Raw genomic sequence first — 18,425 nt, 5'->3', positions numbered from 1 at the left:
GGAGAGACAATGGAGAACGTCCGCGGAATCATCGTTGCGCTGTTAGCGGCAGCGTTGCCGATGGCCGGCCACGCCGATGAGGTCCAAGTCGCGGTGGCGTCTAATTTCACCGCGCCGATGCAGAGTATCGCCGAGCGGTTCGAGCAAGAAACCGGTCACAAAGCCCTGCTCGCTTTTGGTTCGACTGGAAAGTTTTATGCGCAGATTCGCAACGGTGCGCCTTTCGACGTGCTGCTGGCGGCAGATGACGTGGTGCCGACCAAGCTGGAAGCAGAAGCTCTGGGCGTAACGGGAAGCCGCTTCACCTATGCCATCGGTACGCTGGTGCTCTGGTCGGCCAAAGACGGCTATCTCGACGATGCCACGACGCTGACCCAACGACCGTTCCGCCACCTGGCCATCGCCAACCCGAAAACCGCACCCTACGGCGCCGCCGCCATGGCCACGCTGACGAAGCTCGGCTTGGCCGAGTCGCTCCAGGGCAAGCTGGTACAGGGCGAGAATATCGCCCAGACGCACCAGTTCATCGCCACCGGCAACGCCGAGCTCGGCTTCGTCGCTCTCTCGCAGGTCATCAGCGACGGCAAGATTCGCCAAGGCTCGGCCTGGATCGTCCCTGCCGAGTACCATCCACCGATCCGTCAGGACGCCTTGCTGCTGAGCAAAGGCCGCGGCAATCCGGCGGCACAAGCGCTGCTCGACTACCTCAGAAGCGCTAAGGCGAGCGAGGTAATCGAGGCTTATGGCTATAGCTCGGAATGATCGTCCTGGATGAGGCCAGCCTGTCGGCAATCTGGCTGACGCTCAAACTCGCCAGCACGACCACCGTACTCCTGCTATTGATCGGTACGCCGATCGCCTGGTGGCTGGCGCGCACCCGCTCGCGACTGAAGGGCCCGATTGGTGCGGTGGTCGCGCTGCCGCTGGTCCTGCCACCCAGCGTGTTGGGCTTCTACCTGCTGACCGCCATGGGCCCCAACGGTCCGGTCGGGCAGCTGACGCTGTTTCTCGGTCTTGGCACCCTGCCCTTCAGCTTCGCGGGCCTGGTGGTGGGCTCGCTCTTCTATTCCATGCCGTTTGTCGTACAGCCGCTGCAGAATGCCTTCGAGGCGATCGGCGATCGACCTCTGGAAGCCGCGGCCACCTTGCGTGCGAGTCCGCTGGACTGCTTTTTCAGTGTCGTCCTGCCGCTCGCCAGGCCTGGATTCATCACGGCCAGTATTCTCGGCTTCGCCCATACCGTCGGTGAATTCGGCGTGGTGTTGATGATCGGCGGCAACATCCCAGAACGAACCCGCGTGGTATCGGTGCAGATCTACGATCATGTGGAGGCGATGGAATACACCCAGGCGCACTGGCTGGCGGGCGGGATGCTACTGTTCTCATTCCTCGTGCTGCTGATTCTTTACAGCAGCCGCCTCAGACAAGGATGGCGCGGATGACCACCAGGCAAAGCGGTATCCACGCCAGCCTACGTCTGGACCACCCCGATTTCACCTTGGATGTCGATCTGCGCCTGCCAGGGCGCGGCGTCACCGCGCTGTTCGGTCACTCGGGTTCCGGCAAGACCAGTTGCCTGCGCTGCATCGCCGGACTGGAGCGTGCCGGCATTGGCCGCCTCGAAATCAACGGCGAGTGCTGGCAGGACTCCACAAGCCGCCTCTTCGTTCCGCCCCACCAACGTGCGCTCGGTTACGTCTTTCAGGATGACAACCTCTTTGCGCACCTGACGGTCAGAGGCAACCTCGAGTTCGGCATGAAGCGCGTCGCAGCCCGGCAGCGACGCGTCGCCTGGGACCTGGCGGTGGAGCTGCTCGGCATTGGCCATCTGCTGGAACGGATGCCGGAACGCCTGTCCGGTGGCGAACGCCAGCGTGTCGGCATCGCCCGCGCGCTATTGACCAGTCCGCGGTTGCTATTGATGGACGAACCGTTGGCAGCCCTGGATCTCAAGCGCAAGCAGGAAATCCTGCCCTACCTCGAACGCCTGCACGACGAGCTGGAAATCCCCGTCATCTACGTCAGCCACTCGCCAGACGAAGTCGCTCGACTGGCCGACTATCTGGTGTTGCTCGATGAAGGGCGCGTAATGGCTCAAGGCGATCTGCGCGAGACACTGGCTCGCCTCGATCTACCGACGGCGTTCGGCGAAGACGCCGGGGTGGTGATCGACTCGGTCGTCGCCGAACACGACGCGGCCTATCACCTGACGCGTCTGGTCTTCCAAGGCGGCGACGTGCTGGTGGCCAGGCGCGAAGAAGCGATCGGGCAACGTCTGCGTTTTCGCGTTCATGCCCGGGATGTCAGCCTGGCCTTGGCGAAAGCCGAAGGCACCAGTATCAGCAATCTGCTGCCAGCTTGCGTGGAGCAGGTCGTTGCAGCCGACACGCCCGCCCACGTGCTGGTGCGATTGAATGCCCAGGGCACGCCATTGCTGGCGCGTATCAGCCGCCGCTCGGCCGATCAGCTAGACGTCCGCACAGGCAAGACCCTGTGGGCCCAGATCAAGACGGTCGCACTGCTTGGCTGACGTCATCAAGCCTGAAGCGCCAACGCGACCAGCACCGCGCATTCCGCCAGTTCGAGCAACGCGCCTGCGGTGTCTCCGGTGGTGCCGCCAATACGATGGCACATGGCCTGCCGAGCCAACGCGCCGACGCCGACCGCCACGGCCAGGGCCAGCCAACCGCTCTGCCCCGATACCAGGCACAGCAAGGCAACCATGACCAGAACCCTGCGAACGGCGGCGCGTGGCAGGTGCTCGGCCAGCGCTTGGCCGAGACCGCCAGGGCGTACGTAGGGCGTCGTCAGAAACAACCCAAGCAACGCACTCCGCCCCACCAACGGCGCAAGCAACAGCGCCAGATGTTTGCCCTCGTCGAGCAGGGTCCAGAGCGCGACGAACTTGAGCAGTAGCACTGCCACCAGCACAACCACTGCAACCGGCCCGCTGCGCGGGTCTTTCATGATCGCCAAGGTACGATCGCGATCACCGAAGCCTCCCAGCCAGGCATCGGCGCTGTCGGCCAGCCCGTCGAGGTGCAACGCACCGGTCAGCCCGATCCACGCGACCAGCACTAACGCAGCTTGCAAAGGTGGCGCAGCACCCTCCAGCAACAGACTGAGCAACCCGAGCACGCCGCCCATCAGCAGGCCCACCAGCGGGTAATACAGGAGCGACTTGCCGACCTGGTGCGGCTCGGGCTTGCCACTCAGCTGTACGGGCAGACAGGTGAGGAACTGCAGGGCGATCAGGAAGGGTTGCATCGTTCTTCCAACCAAAGCGCGGCGTCGGCGAAGCCGGTTCTCAGCCCGAATAACGCACCATGTCCCACCTCGACCTCCAATAGCCGTTCACGCGGGAGACCACGGGCGCGGGCCAGCAACAGGCGCATCACGCCCGCATGGGTGATCAACAAAACCCGTTCGCTCGCGCATCGCTCTGTGATGCGCTCGATGGCGGCCAGAATGCGGGTTTCGAACTCAATGAGCGGCTCTGCGCCCGGCGGCGTGAAACCATAAGGATCGCGCCAGAATCGCCCCAGATCATCGCTTTGATTCACCATCAGCTCGGCGGCGGTACGGCCCTCCCATTCCCCGAAGTCCAGCTCGCGCAGGCCCGGCTCCAGTTCGAGCGGCAGCCCTCTTTGCTCGGCAAGTTCGGCGGCGAAGCCCTTACAGCGACGCAACGGCGAGCTGACGATACGTTGCCAGGGCGCGCCCTGGGCGACGGCCGCACGCAGCTGCTGCCAGCCCGCAACGCTGAGCTCGTCGTCCAGGCGTCCGCGAAAGCCGGCCGCAGATAACGTCTCGCCATGGCGCAACATGTCCAGCTGCACGCTCATCCGAGCTTCGCCGCGACAGCTGCTTCGTCGAACGTGGCCATGCCATCGTGCAGTGCGCAGGCCAAACGTAACAGCGGCACCGCCAAAGCCGCCCCGCTGCCTTCACCCAGACGCAGGCCGAGATCGAGCAGCGGTTCGGCCTCGAGCGCTTGCAGCACGGTTCGGTGGCCGGGTTCGGCCGAGCAATGGGCGAACAACAGCCAGTCACGGCAGGCCGGATTCAGACGGATCGCGCAGAGCGCCGCGACGCCGCAGATGAAACCATCGACCAGCGTCACGATGCCCAACTGAGCGCAGGCGATATAGGCGCCGGTGAGCGCGGCGAGTTCGAACCCGCCGAGCCGCTGCATCCAGCTGAGTGTATCGTGTGCGCCCGCATGGAGCGCCAGCGCACGCTCGATGACGGCTGATTTGTGCGCGACGCCCGTGGCATCCAACCCGGTCCCGGGGCCTGCCAGGTCGTGCGGCGAACACCCCAGCAAGGCGCAGGCCAGCGCCGCCGCAGTGGTGGTATTACCGATGCCCATCTCACCGCCAATGAACAGCTCGGTCCGCTGCTCGCGCGCCCGTTCTACGCTGTCACGCCCGGCTCGCAAGGCGCGCTGGCAGACCTCGAAGTCCATGGCGGCACCCTGGGTGAAATTCCGCGTGCCGGGCCCCAGCGCCAGGTGACGCACACTCGGCAAGGGAGGCAGCGCGCCCGCAGTTCCCAGGTCGATCACCTCCAATGTCGCCCCGAGCTGACGGGCGAGCACGCCGATCGCAGCGCCGCCATTGACGAAATTGGCCAGCATCTGGCCGGTGACCGATTGCGGAAACGCCGAAACACCCTCTTCTGCCACACCATGATCACCAGCAAAAACAGCAATCCATACGTGCTCGAGCGACGGCCGCTCGCGGCCCTGCAATGCCGCCAGCCGTGGGATCACAGCTTCGATGCACCCCAGCGCGCCACTCGGTTTGGTCAGTTGAGCATTACGCAGACGTGCCGCTTGTCGAGCCGTTTCATTCGGCACTCGACACGCTTGTTCCCACCAATACCGGTTCAAATCGCCTCTCCTTTCAGAACCATTGGCAAACCCGCCACGGTAAACACCACCCGTTCACAGCGCTCGGCCAGCGCCTGGTGAAGCCAGCCGGCCTCGTCGACGTAACGCCGGCTCAGTTCGCCCAACGGCACCACACCCAGGCCGGTTTCGTTGCTTACCAGCAACACTCGTCCTGGCAGCTCGACCAGGCAGGCGAGCAATGCATCGCGCTCTTCGGGCAGGCGATCCGGATCGCCCAGCATCAGCAGGTTGGTCAGCCACAGCGTCAAGCAATCGACCAGCAGGCAGCGATCATCGCGGGCGTGTTCGCGTAGCACGCGGGCCAGCGCCAGTGGCTCTTCCACTAGCATCCATTCGCACGGACGGCGGGCGCGGTGATGGGCGATGCGTTCGCTCATCTCGCCGTCCAATGGCTGGCTGGTAGCGATATAGGTGACGGCCAGGCCGCTATCGCTGGCGAGGCGCTCGGCCAGACGACTCTTGCCGGAACGGGCACCGCCAAGAATGAGTTCGATCATTCCGCCTTCCCCGCTGCCAGCCCGCAAAGCGCGAGAAGGCGCACCGCGTCCAGGTGCGCCTCGACCAGATCGGCGAGACGTTCGATGTCGCGCTCACGCAAAGCTTGGTAATCGACCCGTTGAACGTTCTCTAAACCAGCCCAGCGCAGCAGCGCCTGGCAGGCATCAGGTGATTCGAACAACCCGTGCAGATAGGTGCCGAGCACTTGCCCATCCTCACTGATAGCACCGTCGCATCGGCCATCGTCGAGGCGCACCGCGGCACCCTCAAGTGCCGGTCCCGTGCTGACACCCGCATGGATTTCATAGCCACTGACTTTAACGTCGCCCACGACCAAGCGCCCGCGAACATTGCGCAGCTGCTTGCCGGCCATGAGCGTTGTAGACAATTCGAGCAGACCGAGTCCCTGAGCCAACCCCGGCGCACCTTCCAAGCCGAGCGGATCGGCGATCCGCTCACCGAGCATCTGCAGCCCGCCGCAAATGCCCAGCAGCTTGCCGCCGTAGCGCAAATGCCGTGCAATTGCCTGTTCCCAGCCGTTTTCACGCAGCCAGATGAGATCGGCGCGCACGCTTTTCGAGCCCGGAAGGATGATTAGATCGGCAGCTGGAACGGCCTGCCCGGGGCCAACGAAATGCAAATCGACCTGAGGGTGCAAGCGCAGCGGGTCGAAGTCCGTATGATTGCTGATACGCGGCAGCACCGGCACCACGACCTTGAGCGTCTGCTCGCCCTTAGCCGACTGGCGCACGTCGATCGCATCTTCGGCTTCGAGATGGAAATCCATCAGATAGGGCAGCACACCGAGAACCGGCTTGCCCGTGCGCCGCTCCAGCCAGTCCAGGCCGGGTTGCAGCAGGGCGATATCACCACGAAAGCGGTTGATCACGAACCCTTTAACCCGCGCCTGCTCGCTCGGGCTGAGCAATTCCAACGTACCGACCAGGTGGGCGAAGACCCCGCCCTTATCGATATCGGCAATGAGGATCACCGGGCAATCCACTGCCTCGGCGAAGCCCATGTTGGCGATATCGTTGGCGCGCAAATTGATCTCGGCAGGCGAGCCGGCGCCTTCGACCATCACCACGTCATAAGCCATGCTCAGGCGTTGATGAGAGTCGAGCACCGCCGTCATCGCCACACGCTTGTAGTCATGGTAAGCCGCCGCATCCATGTTGCTGACGGCCCGCCCGTGAATGATCACCTGCGCCCCGATATCGCTGTTGGGCTTGAGCAGAATCGGATTCATGTCGGTGTGCGGCGGCAACCCGGCGGCCTGCGCCTGCACCGCCTGGGCCCGGCCGATCTCGCCGCCATCGGTGGTCACCGCGCTGTTGAGCGCCATATTCTGCGGTTTGAACGGCACGACCGTTACGCCCTGGCGCCGCAGCCAACGGCACAATGCGGTCACCAGCGTGCTCTTGCCCGCATCGGATGTGGTGCCCTGAACCATCAAGGTGCCCATGCATTGATCTCCCTGGACGTGGCCAGCGCATCCGCAAGGCGAGCCCAGCCCAACTCGTCCCCTGGTAATCCAAAACGCAGGCTCGACGGATAGCGGTAGCGACGCACGAGAATGCCCTGCTTGGCGAAGAACTCGTAGAGCCGGTTCGACGCCTCCGTAGCCACCCATTGAAACAGCCCGCAACCGCCAGTCGGAGGCAGAGCGTGGGCCGTCAGCAGCTGCGCCAGGCGCTCGGCATCGGCCTGCAGGCGTTCGCGTTGCAGGCGTTGGCCGCGACAATCCGTCAACAGCGAGATACCCATGAACCGAGAAGGTCCCGCTATCGGCCACGGGCCCAAGGTATCTCCGAGCTGACCGAGCAGTTCGTCTTCAGCCAGCACAAAACCGAGCCGCGCGCCCGCCATGGCGAAGAACTTGCCGAATGAACGCAGCACGATCAGCCCTGGCAGATGACTGTGCATGGCCAGGCTTTGCGCCGGAGTCGGGTCGATGAACGCTTCGTCGACGATCAGCCAGCCGCCGCGCGCAGCCAGCTGTGCGTGCCAGTCGAGCAGTTGAGCTGGTGACAACAGCCGCCCGGTCGGATTGTTCGGATTGACCACCACCAGCACATCGAGTTGATCGAGCGCGCGCGGTACGCCTCCTTCGCTGAATTCGACCAGACGATGCCCGCCGCGGCGCCAGGCCTCGGCGTGCTCGCCATAGCAGGGCGAAATGATCCCGACCTGCGATTGACGACGCAGGCGCGGCAACACCTGGATCGCCGCCTGCGATCCGGCGACCGGCAACAGCGATTCGGCGTGGTAGTAATCTCGCGCGGCGGATTCCAGTGCATCGTCGGTTTCGGGCAGCCGCACCCAGACGTCCGCCGGGATGTCGGGTAAATCGAAGCCATAGGGTGCAATCCCGGTGGACAGGTCGAGCCAATCCGACAGCGGGACACCGAACTCACGCGCTGCCGCACGTAATCGACCGCCATGTTCAAGCATCCAGCCAATCCCCCAATAAAAGCACCAGCAGCCAGACGCCCACGCCGGCCCAGACCATATCCAGCGCCCGCTCGATATCGCGCGCACCGGGTGCTTCACCCTCGCCGAGCGTGGGCCGCTCGTGCAGCGCGCCGTGATAGAGCGCCGGACCGCCCAGCGTGACGCCCAATGCACCCGCACCAGCGGCCATGACCGGACCGGCGTTGGGGCTGTCCCAAAGCGGCGCCTGGCGCCACCAGCAGCGAAGGGAAAGGCGCGTGCGTCCAAGCAACGCATAAGTCAGGGCCACCAGCCGAGCAGGAACGAAATTCAGCGCATCGTCGATTCGCGCGGCCGCCCAGCCGAAGCGCTCGAATCGCGCATTGCGATAGCCCCACATCGCATCCAGGGTATTGCTCAGGCGATACAACACGACGCCCGGCGCGCCGGCGATGGCGAACCAGAACAGCGCGGCGAACACCGCGTCGCTGCCGTTTTCCAGCGCTGACTCCGTCGCGGCGCGGGCCACGCCGTGCGCGTCCAGCTCAGACGTGTCTCGACTGACGATGAAGCCAACGCGTCGCCGCGCCTCGATCAGATTGCCGCTGCGCAATGCGCTTGCCACCGGCAGCACGTGTTCGCCGAGGCTGCGAAGCCCCAGCGCGACGTACAGCAGTGCGATTCCCAGCCACCCGCCAATGCCCGGCAACAGGCTCAACAACCAGGCAATGACCGTCAGCGGCAGCACCGCCATGCACCAGGCGGTGACGCCATGACTACGCCAGCCGCGCCCGTCCGGGCCGTTGAAGTGCAGCTCCAGACGCTCCGCCAATCGCCCGAACGCCACCAGAGGATGGCCGCGACGAGGTTCGCCGAACATCGCATCCAGACCGACCCCCACGAGGCAGCTCAGGGCCACGCTCACTCCCGGCACTCCCAGCCGTTGTGAAACACCAGTTCCTCCAGCGGTCGCGGCTGGGCCCAGCCTTCCAACGCCAGCATCGGGGCCGGGTAGAATTCGGCGACCGGCCCCAGGCAGATCACCGCAACCGGTTGGGCACCCGCCGGCATCTGCAACAGCGCCGCCAGTGCTTGCGGCTCGAACAGCGATACCCAGCCCATCCCCAGCCCTTCGGCGCGCGAGGCGAGCCACAGGTTCTGAATGGCACAAGCGGCCGAAGCCAAGTCCATCTCCGGCATGGTGCGTCGACCGAATACATGCTCCTCGCGCCCTTCCATCAGCGCGACCACCAGCAACTCGGCACACGCTTGAATCCCTTCGACCTTCAACTGCATGAATTCACGGCCGCGCTCGCCCAGCGCGTCGGCTGTCAGCCCACGCTCATGCTCGACCTGCTCGGCGATGGCAGTACGCAAGTCGCGCCGGGTGATACGGACGAAACGCCATGGCTGCATCAGGCCGACACTGGGTGCCTGATGTGCGGCTTCGAGCAGGCGAGCGAGCAGCTCCGGCGCTACCTCACCGCCGATGAAATGACGCATGTCGCGGCGTTCGGCAATCGCGCGGTAGACGCCGAGGCGCTGCGCCTCGGTGAAGGCATGGTCGTTCATGGCTTGAACAGCGCTGCAGCTGCCTCGGGAGCGGAAGGCAGATAGAAATGAATGTAGGAAGCGGTCAGGCGGCCCTCTCGATAGACTATCTCGGCCGTGCGTCTGTAGTTCGGGCATTCGCCGCACGCTAGGGGCTGCAGCTTCGAATCCAGCGATGAATGATGGAACGTATGACCACGCACGCACCCTTCCGGCAGTTCTACCGCCTGCAGCGCCAGCGCCGCGAGGCGCTTCTGCATTTTGGCTTCACCGGACAACAGACCCAGCATTGCTTCGCGCCCGCCCGCCTGATCGGTCAGCCCGTCGAGCAGATAGAGCATGCCGCCGCATTCGGCCAGCAGCGGTTTGCCGGCTTGATGATGCGCGCGGATCGCGTCAGCCATCGCCCGATTGCCTGCCAACGCACGCGGATGCAGCTCGGGATAGCCGCCCGGCAGGTACAGACTATCCACCGCGGGCAAGCGGGCATCATGCAGCGGGGAGAAGTACAGCAGCTCGGCACCGAGCGCCTCGAGCAAATCCAGATTGGCCTGATAGATGAAGGCGAAAGCGGCATCGCGCGCCACACCGATGCGCACGTCCTGCAACAACGTAGGCAACGCCTCCGTCTGCGACGGTGGAAAGGTCACTGGCGTCGGCAATTCGCTGTTGGCGCTCGCTGCCAGCGCATCGGCCGCGGCGTCGAGCCGGGCGTCCAGATCGGCGAGTTCCTGCGCCTGTACCAAGCCAAGGTGACGGCTCGGCAAGCTGACTGCCTCGCTGCGTGGTAGCGCGCCAAACCAGTCAATATGGCTCGGTAGGCAATCGCGAAGAATCTCGCCGTGGCGGCTACTGCCTACCCGATTGGCGAGAACGCCGGCGAACGGCAGATCCGGCTGGTAGCTGGCCAGGCCGTGAGCCAGCGCACCGAAGGTCTGCGCCATGGCTGAGCCATCCACCACCGCCAGGATCGGAATGCCGAAATGCCGCGCCAGATCAGCCGCTGACGGCGTGCCGTCGAACAGGCCCATGACGCCTTCGATCAGGATCAGATCGGCCTCGCCCGCCGCTTCCCATAGCAAACGTCGGCTTTCCTCCACGCCAACCATCCACAGATCGAGCTGGTAGACCGGGCTACCGCTGGCATGCGCCAGGACCATAGGATCAAGAAAATCCGGCCCGCACTTGAATACCCGTACGCGTTTGCCCTGGCGTCTGTGCAAGCGGGCAAGGCCTGCAGTCACCGTCGTCTTGCCTTGTCCCGAGGCTGGTGCGGCAATCAACAGTGCCGGACACTGGCGCGGCGCGTTCATCGTGCGACCCCGCTTCCGGCGGGCGTTGGTTCAGTCGCCAGCGGCGCGACACCGTAGGGTGGATGACGCTCCACCCATCCACCGACGGCAATGGCGGATGAAAAAAGCGTCATCCACCCTACGCCGCTCTGGGTCGCAGGCATCAGAACTCCACCCCTTTCTGCGCCTTCACCCCGGCCTTGAAGGCATGTTTGACCAGACTCATTTCCGTCACGGTGTCGGCCGCTTCTATCAATCCGGGCGGCGCGCCTCGTCCGGTGACCACCACATGCTGCAACATCGGTCGCGATTCGATATCGGCGAGCACGGGCTCGAGGTCGAGATATCCATATTTCAGGGCGATGTTCAGTTCGTCGAGCACTACCAATCCAATGCCCGGATCGGCCAGCAGCTCGGCTGCCACCGTCCAGGCCTCGCGTGCCTTGGCGATGTCACGTTGGCGATCCTGGGTTTCCCAGGTAAAGCCTTCACCCATTACGTAATAGCGAACTTCGTCAGGAAAGCGCCGAAAAAAAGTTTCCTCACCAGTACTCGCGGCGCCTTTGATGAATTGCACCACCCCAACCTTGATCCCATGGCCGAGCGCGCGGGCAACCATGCCGAAGGCGGAGCTGCTCTTGCCCTTGCCGTTTCCGCTGTGCACCAACAACAGGCCGTACTCGTCTTGGGCCTCGGCAATCTTCGCATCGACAACGGCCTTCTTGCGCTGCATGCGTGCCTTGTGGCGCTCATCGCGCTCGCTCGACTCGGTCATATACGAGCCCCCTGACGCTGGACAGTCCAGACACGCAACCCGCTGAACAGTACCGCGGCGGTTCCGACATAGAGCGCCAGCGTGCCCAGATTACGTGGATAGTAGATGCCGATGCGCTCGACCAGTTGCGCCAGACTTGGATCGGGATAGCGACCCGAAAAGAACAGGAAGCCACCACCGGAAAACAGGTAGCAGACAAACGCACTCAGCATCACCACCCCCGCCAGAACCGCCAGGCTGGATAGCTGATCACGGTGCAATCGCGCGTAGGTGCGCCCTCCGAACCACAACGAGCCGTACGCCGGCACCAGCATCCAGTAGGCCGGCGACAGGCAATAGCTGCTTACGCCGTTCCATTCGATAGCGGCAAAATCCAGCAGCGAAGCCTCGACGAACAGTGCCGGAAAGACCCAGCGTGGCGCGAGCAGCACACCGGCGAGGAAGAACACCGCCCAGGATGCGCTCGGCAGGTTCACCGACGCGAAGTGCTGGCCGCGGGTCATAGCCATCAGCGCCACCAGCGCGATGCCAACGGCCAGTTGGGCCCTGGGGGACAATCTGATCATTTGCGTTCTCCTTGTAGGTCGTTGGAACTGCGTTAGAGCGCCTGATAGCGAACCGTGAAGTGAACCGCCCGACCGGGCTGCTCATAGGTCTGCGCGGTTTCGTAGTCACGGTCGAATAGATTCGTCAGCCTGGCCTGTAGCCGCCAGGACGCGTCGATGCGGTATTCGCCTCGCAGATCCACCAGCGCATAGCCGGGGAGCCGCTCGGCATCGGCGTTGCTTGCCCGGTCGTAACGCTGACTGGTCGTGTAAAAGGTAGTACCGACGCCGAAGCGACCAATCGTGCGGTCCAGATCGATATTAAGTGCGCGTTTGGCGCGGCGCGGCAGCAGATGTCCGTGATTGGCCTTGCTGCGGTCTTGGGGGTCAAGAATCGTCAGAGTGGTAGCGACATCCCAGCCAAGCAGGTTTGTCGCGACGCTGCCTTCGAGGCCACGGATCCGCGCGACATCCAGATTCTGCGGCTGCATGGGGTCGCTACCGGTCCAGATAATCAGATCGTTGATCTGGGTCTCGAACGCGTTCAGGCCCCATTCGCCCCATTGCTGTTGGCCTTTCAGGCCCAATTCATAGCTTTGCGACTCCTCGGGCGTGAGGTCCGGATTGCCTGCGGTGAAGCCCGTATCCGGCGCATACAGGTCATTGAACGTCGGCGCCTTGAACGCGGTACCGTAAGACGCGCTGAGCACCAGGTTGTCCCGAAGATCGTAACTCCAACCCAGATTGCCGGTGTCGTGGCTGCCGAACTGCTCGTTGTCATCGCGACGCAGACCGGCCAGCAGGCCATGTCGACCGAAGCGGGCCTGGTACTGCAGGTAGGCGCCCTTGTTATCACGCGAATCGATCGCATAGGCATCGCTCACGTCGATGCGATCCTGCTGATAGTCGAAACCAAGCGTGAGCAACTGCTCGTCGGTGATGCTGAAATCGTTCTGCCAGCCTAAGGTGTCTCGCTCGGTGTCGAAGCGTGAAAAGAATTCACCGTCGCGGTGGTTATCACTGTTGTCTTCGCTGTGCCCGCCCTGGAGGGTCACCAGCCAGGGCTCGATCGGCGTGAACCGAGCGCGGGCGCCCACGACCTGCTGACCACCGTCGCTGTAGGCGAAGCGGCCGCTGTTGCCCGAGGAGACTCTCGAGTCGTAGTCGCTGTGGGTCTCGACCTGCAGCCAGCTGCCATCCAGTTCCAGGCCATTGTCGAACCGGTAGCCGCCTCTTAGCGAGCCGGATAACTCACGGTAGCCGTCAGCATCCGCCTCGTACGCCCGAGGGGCCGTGGTGCGATACGCGCGGGAATTGGTGCCGTCAGTGGATTCGCTGGCAACGCCAAGATTGAACCAGCCAGCACCTTGCCCGCCGGAAATGCCCGCCGTACCGTTGAAACTGGAGCGACTGCCTGCGCCAACCGAGAGATAGGGCCTGAATCCATCGCCATCGCCCTGGCGAGTGAAAATCTGCATCACACCGCCGACCGCCTCCGAGCCATAAAGGCTCGAACGCGGCCCGCGCACCAGCTCGATACGCTCGATCTGTTCCACCGGAATGCTCTCCAGCGATGCGCCGCCAGCGGTCGCCGAACCGACCTTGATGCCATCCACCAGGACCAGTAAATGCTGGCTGCTAGTGCCGCGGATATACACCGACGAGGTTTTGCCGCGTCCGCCATTGGCTGAAACGCTCACCCCAGCAAGTCCCCGCAGCAGATCGAGCACGCTGGACGCCTGGCTGCGCTCGATCTCTTCGCGGCTAATCACGGTGCTTGATGCGATGCGACTGAACGAGCGTTCGGTACGGGTCGCCGTGACCACCTGTTCATTGAGGTTGACCGGCTGAAGCGTCTGGGAGAAAGACAGCGAAGAACAGCCAAGCAGCGCGCAGGCTGCAGAGGCGGTAAAGGACGTGCGAATCAAGTTCAGGTCTCCGTCGTGCCCGCCGCACGACAAATAGTCGATAAAGGCAGACGGAGATCGCAAAGAAAGGAGTGCAGGTGCAGGCAGCCGCACCCCGATCAGCGCCCGCCGCACTGCCGTGGAATGCGACAGGCCGGTCTCCGGGCTCGCGAGCGGATACCTGTGGCACCCTGAAAAACCGCGCCTTCCCATGCCTGTGGCACAGTGGCTATGAGCGGTTTCCTGTCTCGCCTACCGTTGCGGGGGCAGCGCCGGAGTCTTCCAAAGAATGGACCGGCTTCCCTGTTTCACCCTTCTGGCTTTTTGCCAGGGGGCACCTGAAGCAGCGCGGAGGTTAGTCCAAGGCCCCACGCAGCGCAACTGGAAGCGCGCGCGCGTAGCTCTGCGGCAGGTTTGAATACCCTTCTTGGAGATTTACCGGAACGCCGGACGCTGAACGGCTTCGAATGCAACAATGCCCATCCGCCACCGGCCCCAACGAGAAGACGCCAGCCAATGACGACCATCGTGCAGATCTCCGACACTCACTTCGGCACCGAGCAACCGGGCGTGGTGCAAGCCATGGAAGATCATGTGAAGGAGCACGGGGCCGATCTGTTGATCTTCTCGGGCGATATTACCCAGCGTGCCAGAGTTTCGCAGTTCGCTGCAGCACAGGCCTTCGTCCAGCGTCTGCACGGCCATGGTATTGCCGAAACGTTAGTGATCCCGGGCAATCACGATATTCCGCTGTATAACGTTTTTGCGCGCTTCTTGATGCCCTATCGAAACTACCGGCGGCACTTCGGCGAGGACCTCGAGCCCACGTTCGAGAACGACGAAGTGTTGATCATCGGCCTCAACACCACGCACCCGCGGCGGCACAAAGACGGGCTCGTCACCGATGAGCAGGTGCAGGTGGTCACGCAGCGGCTAAGGCAGACCAGCCCGAACAAGCTGCGCATCGTGGTCGCGCACCAGCCCTTCGGTGCCATGGTCTTGAGCGATCTGAGCAATCTGCAGCACAACGCCGATGACGCCTTGCACCGGTGGGCCGACGAGGGGCTGGATCTGGTAATGGGGGGGCATATTCACTTGCCCTACGTGCTGCCGTTGTCCAGGCAATACCCAGGACTGTCGCGGGAGATCTGGATGGTCCAGGCCGGCACCACGCTGTCGTCACGGGTCCGCGGCACGTCACCGAACTCCTTCAACCGTCTGAAGCTCCGCTCCGGCACCGGCAAGACGGCCTGTGTGGAACGTTGGGATCTGCTAGACGACTGCTTCGTGCTGGGTTCGCACTTCAACCTGCATTGGTAGCCGCAGCAGATGCACCTTCCACGGCCACCTGCTGCGCCTGGTACGAACGCTGCTAGCCGAGCGAACCCGCCACAGCCAGCCCCGTTAGATAAACACCGGCAAACCCGAGATTGAATGCGATGAATAGATACAGGCTGTACCTGAGGTAGCTGCCGAACGTCAGCCCCGGCACCTTGCTCATCGCGACGATCCCCGCGGCGGACCCTATCACCAGCAGCGAACCGCCGACCCCGACCGCATAGGTCAGCACCATCCACTCGGCTACGCCCATTTCCAGTCCGGACTTGAGCAACGCGGCCGTCAGCGGCACGTTGTCGATCGCGGCCGATAGCACGCCCATCAGATAGTTGGCCAGCACCGCCGGGACCTGGTCGTATATGCGCACCAACCCGTCCAGTACATGGATCTCCTTGAGCATGCCGACTAACAGCAGAATGCCGAGGAAGAACAACAGGGTTTCGAATTCGACTTGGCGCACGTACTCCAAGATCGGATCGGTTTCGATGTCGTCACTGAAGAAGCGCGCCACCAGGAACATGATCGAAAGCCCGGTAAGGAACGTCAGCACCGGTGGAATCTGGAAGAAAAAGTTGCCGGCGATGGTGCACAGAATGGTGCCGAGGAAAATCAGCGCAATGGCGATGTCGACCCGACGGACATCGGTTCGGTGGCTGGTGACCACCACCTGCCCATTCATCCCGACCGAGAGCAATGCAGCCAGCAGCAGCACCGCCAAAAATGCCGGGAGCGCCAGCAGCAGCAGTTGCAGGATTTTGACCTTGCCGGCGAGGAAGATCATCAGGGTGGTGACATCACCGGTGATCAACGCAACGCCACCGGAGTTGACCGCAAATACCACCAGAGCGGCGTACTTGATGGTCTTCTCCGCGCTGAGTTTGAGCGACATGATCAGGGTGATCGATACCAGGGTCGCGGTGATGTTGTCCGCCAGTGACGAAAACACGAAGCAGAATGTCGCCGTCAGAAACAACAGCGCGCGCTCACTGATTCGCTTGGGCAACACCAGATAGATCAGATTCTCGATCATGCCCTTCTTGTTCAGGTAGGCGACGAAGGTCATCGCAGCCACCAGAAAAATCCAGAGCCCGGCAATTTCCGCGATGTTTTCGTTGAGGCTTTCCAGCACCAGATCGCGCTCGGCGCCTTCGGGTGAGAATACGAACAGCAGCATCCAGGCCAAGGTGCCGAAAAACAGCGTGACCTTGGCTTTGTTCACATGGGTTATTTCTTCCAGAACGACACCGAGCAGGGCGGCCACGGCGAGGCCGATCAGCACGTACTGAAGTATTTCAGGCATAAGGCACCTAACGTATAAGGGGGAGACGGTTCGTGCGCAGGATGCGCACCCGAGAAGTTGGGGCGCCGATCATAGCCAAAGTGCGACAATTCGACACCTGACAAATGTCAAACTCCGATGTATTTCCAGATATTCCGAGGCCGCGAATCAGTGGCGAGGTACGAATCCGGCCGGCTTGGTCGACAACCAATCGACAAAGGTGCGCAGGCGCGGATCGCTCAGCAAGGCGTCGCGGCTGTTGAAGGTGAGCGCTAGCTCTTTCTCGCTGAACAGGCGATGAATCTGGTTATGGCAGGGCCGGCAGACCCAGAGCGTGGCGGTGATCCGCGTTTCCCGCCCGAAGCGCTTGCGGACATAGCTTTTGCCATGCAGCGCTTTGGGAATCAGGTGATGGCGGGTCAACGGCACCAGCCGCAGGCACAGCTCGCAGGCTTCAGGCTGGTCTGGAAGTCGTATGATCGGCACCATTCAACGTGACTCGAATCGCAACGTGAAAACAACCGTGCTTAAGGCTCGCTACCCTGGCGGCCACGATGAAAGCGGTGCCGCTCGTCGGTTCTCAATCCGGCCAGCGTCTACGGGTTACGGATTGCGAGCGAGCCGCTCACCGTCGAGTACGCGTTTGGCACTGAGGTAGCTGTTCTGCCAATAGCGGTTGGAAAGACTGTCCAGGCGTACGGTTCCACCAGTTGACGGCGCGTGGACGAAGCGCCCCTCCCCCACGTAGATCGCGGCATGGCTGACCCGCCGTCCGCCACTGGTGGCGAAGAACAGCAGATCGCCTGCTTTGAGCGCATCGCGTTTGACGGTCTGGCCACGCATGGCGTTCATCTCGCGCGTGGTCCGGGGTAGCGCGACTCCTGCCGCGCCTCGGTAGACATAGCCGATCAGACCACTGCAATCAAAACCGCCGTCAGGGGTGTTGCCGCCATAGCGATAAGGTGTGCCAACCAGCCCCAAGGCGGTGAACAGAACCTCTTCCGCGGTACCTGGGTATTGCTGGGCAGGAGGCGTCGGCATGATCGCAACCGGCTCGACGGGAGCACGACTCGAACAGGCGGTCACCAGCAAGGCGGTCACTAGTACGGTCAGAAATCGGGCCAGAAGAAGCATGGCAGAGCAGTCCAGGCAAATGAGCCATCACTCTGCCGGCATGTGTTCGCCGATGCAAGCCCGGTAAGCCGCTGTTTCAGCGATCAGTGATGAGTGGGAACCGAGCTGGAATCATGTACCAAGGCCAGAACACGCTTGGCCTGCATGAAGCTGGAACGCCAGTAGGCCTCGTCGAGGCTGTCGACACGCACGCCTCCGCTGCGGCGACTGGCCGAGTGGATGAATTGATCGTTGCCGATGTAGATGCCGGCGTGGCTGACCCGGCCGCGGCCGCGATTGTTGAAGAACACCACGTCGCCTGGCTCGAGATCGCTGCGGGCGACCTTCGGTGCGTCCAGGTTGATCATCTCGCGAGTCGAGCGGGGCAGCTCGATGCCGGCTTCCTTGCGGAACAGGAAACTTACGAAGCCGCTGCAGTCGAATCCTGTCTTCGTGGAGCTGCCGCCGTAGCGATAAGGGGTGCCTACCAATTTGAAACCCTGCTCAAGCACGCTTTCGGCCAGGTCGGGCAGCTGGTAGCTCTGCTCGTCGGCGAGTTCACGCAGTTGTTGTTCGGTGGGTTCGTCGGTATCAGTCTGAGCCTGTTCCGCCTCGCGCAGGTCGGTGGGGAGGCTGAACGCGAAGCCCGGTGCGAGAACCGACGTTTCGGCCCGCTCGGGCTGGCTGGCGCAGGCGGCCAACAGCAGGACCAGCGAAACGGGTAGCAATGGAAAGAGGTGTCGGCGCATGACATAAGACGTCAGGAAGTCGAAGTGGCG

20 protein-coding genes and 1 riboswitch are annotated in these 18,425 nt (G+C 63.1%); of the genes, 4 read left to right on the top strand and 16 right to left on the bottom strand.

Annotated elements, in window-relative coordinates; translation table 11 throughout:
• Nucleotides 1-9 precede the first annotated feature (9 nt).
• The 3 genes from modA to modC are packed head-to-tail and all read left to right on the top strand — an operon-like array spanning nt 10 to nt 2,530.
• On the top strand, nt 10-762 hold the full coding sequence (gene modA / locus MCB86_RS19835; protein WP_239611959.1) for a molybdate ABC transporter substrate-binding protein: 753 nt from the start codon (nt 10-12) through the stop codon (nt 760-762).
• Entirely contained in the window at nt 759-1,442 is a 684-nt protein-coding gene (gene modB / locus MCB86_RS19830; protein ID WP_155397606.1) for a molybdate ABC transporter permease subunit, read from the top strand. The genes modA and modB overlap by 4 nt, the downstream gene beginning before the upstream one ends.
• Nucleotides 1,439-2,530, top strand: a complete 1,092-nt coding sequence (gene modC, locus MCB86_RS19825) for a molybdenum ABC transporter ATP-binding protein (RefSeq protein ID WP_239611958.1) — start codon at nt 1,439-1,441, stop codon at nt 2,528-2,530. Before modB ends, modC begins: the two co-directional genes overlap by 4 nt.
• Before the next feature lie 5 nt (nt 2,531-2,535).
• Here the strand turns inward: modC and MCB86_RS19820 are convergent, their stop codons facing one another.
• The 12 genes from MCB86_RS19820 to btuB form a co-directional block, all read right to left on the bottom strand.
• Nucleotides 2,536-3,267 carry an adenosylcobinamide-GDP ribazoletransferase gene (locus tag MCB86_RS19820; protein ID WP_239611957.1) on the bottom strand — a complete coding sequence of 244 codons (732 nt, stop codon included), beginning with the start codon at nt 3,265-3,267 and terminating at the stop codon, nt 2,536-2,538.
• Nucleotides 3,252-3,845: an alpha-ribazole phosphatase family protein gene (gene cobC / locus MCB86_RS19815; protein ID WP_239611956.1), complete on the bottom strand. Its 594-nt coding sequence runs from the start codon at nt 3,843-3,845 to the stop codon at nt 3,252-3,254. Before cobC ends, MCB86_RS19820 begins: the two co-directional genes overlap by 16 nt.
• Entirely contained in the window at nt 3,842-4,894 is a 1,053-nt protein-coding gene (gene cobT, locus MCB86_RS19810; protein ID WP_275589584.1) for a nicotinate-nucleotide--dimethylbenzimidazole phosphoribosyltransferase, read from the bottom strand. The genes cobC and cobT overlap by 4 nt, the downstream gene beginning before the upstream one ends.
• Nucleotides 4,891-5,412 carry a bifunctional adenosylcobinamide kinase/adenosylcobinamide-phosphate guanylyltransferase gene (gene cobU, locus MCB86_RS19805; protein ID WP_045161152.1) on the bottom strand — a complete coding sequence of 174 codons (522 nt, stop codon included), beginning with the start codon at nt 5,410-5,412 and terminating at the stop codon, nt 4,891-4,893. Before cobU ends, cobT begins: the two co-directional genes overlap by 4 nt.
• Complete coding sequence (locus MCB86_RS19800) at nt 5,409-6,878, bottom strand: cobyric acid synthase (RefSeq protein WP_239611955.1); 1,470 nt, start codon at nt 6,876-6,878, stop codon at nt 5,409-5,411. The genes cobU and MCB86_RS19800 overlap by 4 nt, the downstream gene beginning before the upstream one ends.
• On the bottom strand, nt 6,866-7,867 hold the full coding sequence (gene cobD / locus MCB86_RS19795; protein WP_045161148.1) for a threonine-phosphate decarboxylase CobD: 1,002 nt from the start codon (nt 7,865-7,867) through the stop codon (nt 6,866-6,868). Before cobD ends, MCB86_RS19800 begins: the two co-directional genes overlap by 13 nt.
• Nucleotides 7,860-8,771: an adenosylcobinamide-phosphate synthase CbiB gene (gene cbiB / locus MCB86_RS19790; protein ID WP_239611954.1), complete on the bottom strand. Its 912-nt coding sequence runs from the start codon at nt 8,769-8,771 to the stop codon at nt 7,860-7,862. Before cbiB ends, cobD begins: the two co-directional genes overlap by 8 nt.
• Entirely contained in the window at nt 8,768-9,418 is a 651-nt protein-coding gene (gene bluB / locus MCB86_RS19785; protein ID WP_239611953.1) for a 5,6-dimethylbenzimidazole synthase, read from the bottom strand. Before bluB ends, cbiB begins: the two co-directional genes overlap by 4 nt.
• Nucleotides 9,415-10,710 carry a cobyrinate a,c-diamide synthase gene (locus MCB86_RS19780; protein WP_239611952.1) on the bottom strand — a complete coding sequence of 432 codons (1,296 nt, stop codon included), beginning with the start codon at nt 10,708-10,710 and terminating at the stop codon, nt 9,415-9,417. Before MCB86_RS19780 ends, bluB begins: the two co-directional genes overlap by 4 nt.
• Nucleotides 10,711-10,852: 142 nt before the next feature.
• A complete protein-coding gene (cobO, locus tag MCB86_RS19775) occupies nt 10,853-11,464 on the bottom strand; it encodes a cob(I)yrinic acid a,c-diamide adenosyltransferase (RefSeq protein ID WP_239611951.1) in 612 nt (203 codons plus the stop codon).
• On the bottom strand, nt 11,461-12,030 hold the full coding sequence (locus tag MCB86_RS19770) for a hypothetical protein (protein WP_239611950.1): 570 nt from the start codon (nt 12,028-12,030) through the stop codon (nt 11,461-11,463). The genes cobO and MCB86_RS19770 overlap by 4 nt, the downstream gene beginning before the upstream one ends.
• Nucleotides 12,031-12,062: 32 nt before the next feature.
• Nucleotides 12,063-13,934, bottom strand: a complete 1,872-nt coding sequence (gene btuB, locus MCB86_RS19765; RefSeq protein WP_239612126.1) for a TonB-dependent vitamin B12 receptor — start codon at nt 13,932-13,934, stop codon at nt 12,063-12,065.
• Nucleotides 13,935-14,050: 116 nt separating this feature from the next.
• A riboswitch (cobalamin riboswitch) is annotated at nt 14,051-14,273 on the bottom strand.
• A 159-nt stretch (nt 14,274-14,432) separates the two neighbouring features.
• Between btuB and MCB86_RS19760 the strand changes: the two genes are divergently transcribed.
• Nucleotides 14,433-15,236: a metallophosphoesterase gene (locus MCB86_RS19760; RefSeq protein WP_239611949.1), complete on the top strand. Its 804-nt coding sequence runs from the start codon at nt 14,433-14,435 to the stop codon at nt 15,234-15,236.
• A gap of 52 nt (nt 15,237-15,288) precedes the next feature.
• On the opposite strand, the gene nhaD is transcribed toward MCB86_RS19760, so the two are convergent.
• From nhaD to MCB86_RS19740, 4 genes are all read right to left on the bottom strand, one after another.
• Nucleotides 15,289-16,554: a sodium:proton antiporter NhaD gene (gene nhaD / locus MCB86_RS19755; protein ID WP_045161140.1), complete on the bottom strand. Its 1,266-nt coding sequence runs from the start codon at nt 16,552-16,554 to the stop codon at nt 15,289-15,291.
• 147 nt (nt 16,555-16,701) lie between these two features.
• The gene (locus MCB86_RS19750) at nt 16,702-17,022 is read right to left on the bottom strand and encodes a hypothetical protein (protein ID WP_239611948.1); all 321 of its coding nucleotides are present in this window, start codon (nt 17,020-17,022) and stop codon (nt 16,702-16,704) included.
• A gap of 114 nt (nt 17,023-17,136) precedes the next feature.
• A complete protein-coding gene (locus MCB86_RS19745) occupies nt 17,137-17,667 on the bottom strand; it encodes a C40 family peptidase (protein ID WP_045161139.1) in 531 nt (176 codons plus the stop codon).
• Between the two features lie 83 nt (nt 17,668-17,750).
• Nucleotides 17,751-18,395 carry a C40 family peptidase gene (locus tag MCB86_RS19740; RefSeq protein WP_239611947.1) on the bottom strand — a complete coding sequence of 215 codons (645 nt, stop codon included), beginning with the start codon at nt 18,393-18,395 and terminating at the stop codon, nt 17,751-17,753.
• Nucleotides 18,396-18,425: the final 30 nt, after the last annotated feature.

Origin of the sequence: Pseudomonas sp. KSR10 (genome assembly GCF_022355455.1) — a bacterium.
Lineage (GTDB): Bacteria > Pseudomonadota > Gammaproteobacteria > Pseudomonadales > Pseudomonadaceae > Stutzerimonas > Stutzerimonas stutzeri_E.
This window is presented reverse-complemented; position numbering and strand designations above follow the sequence as displayed.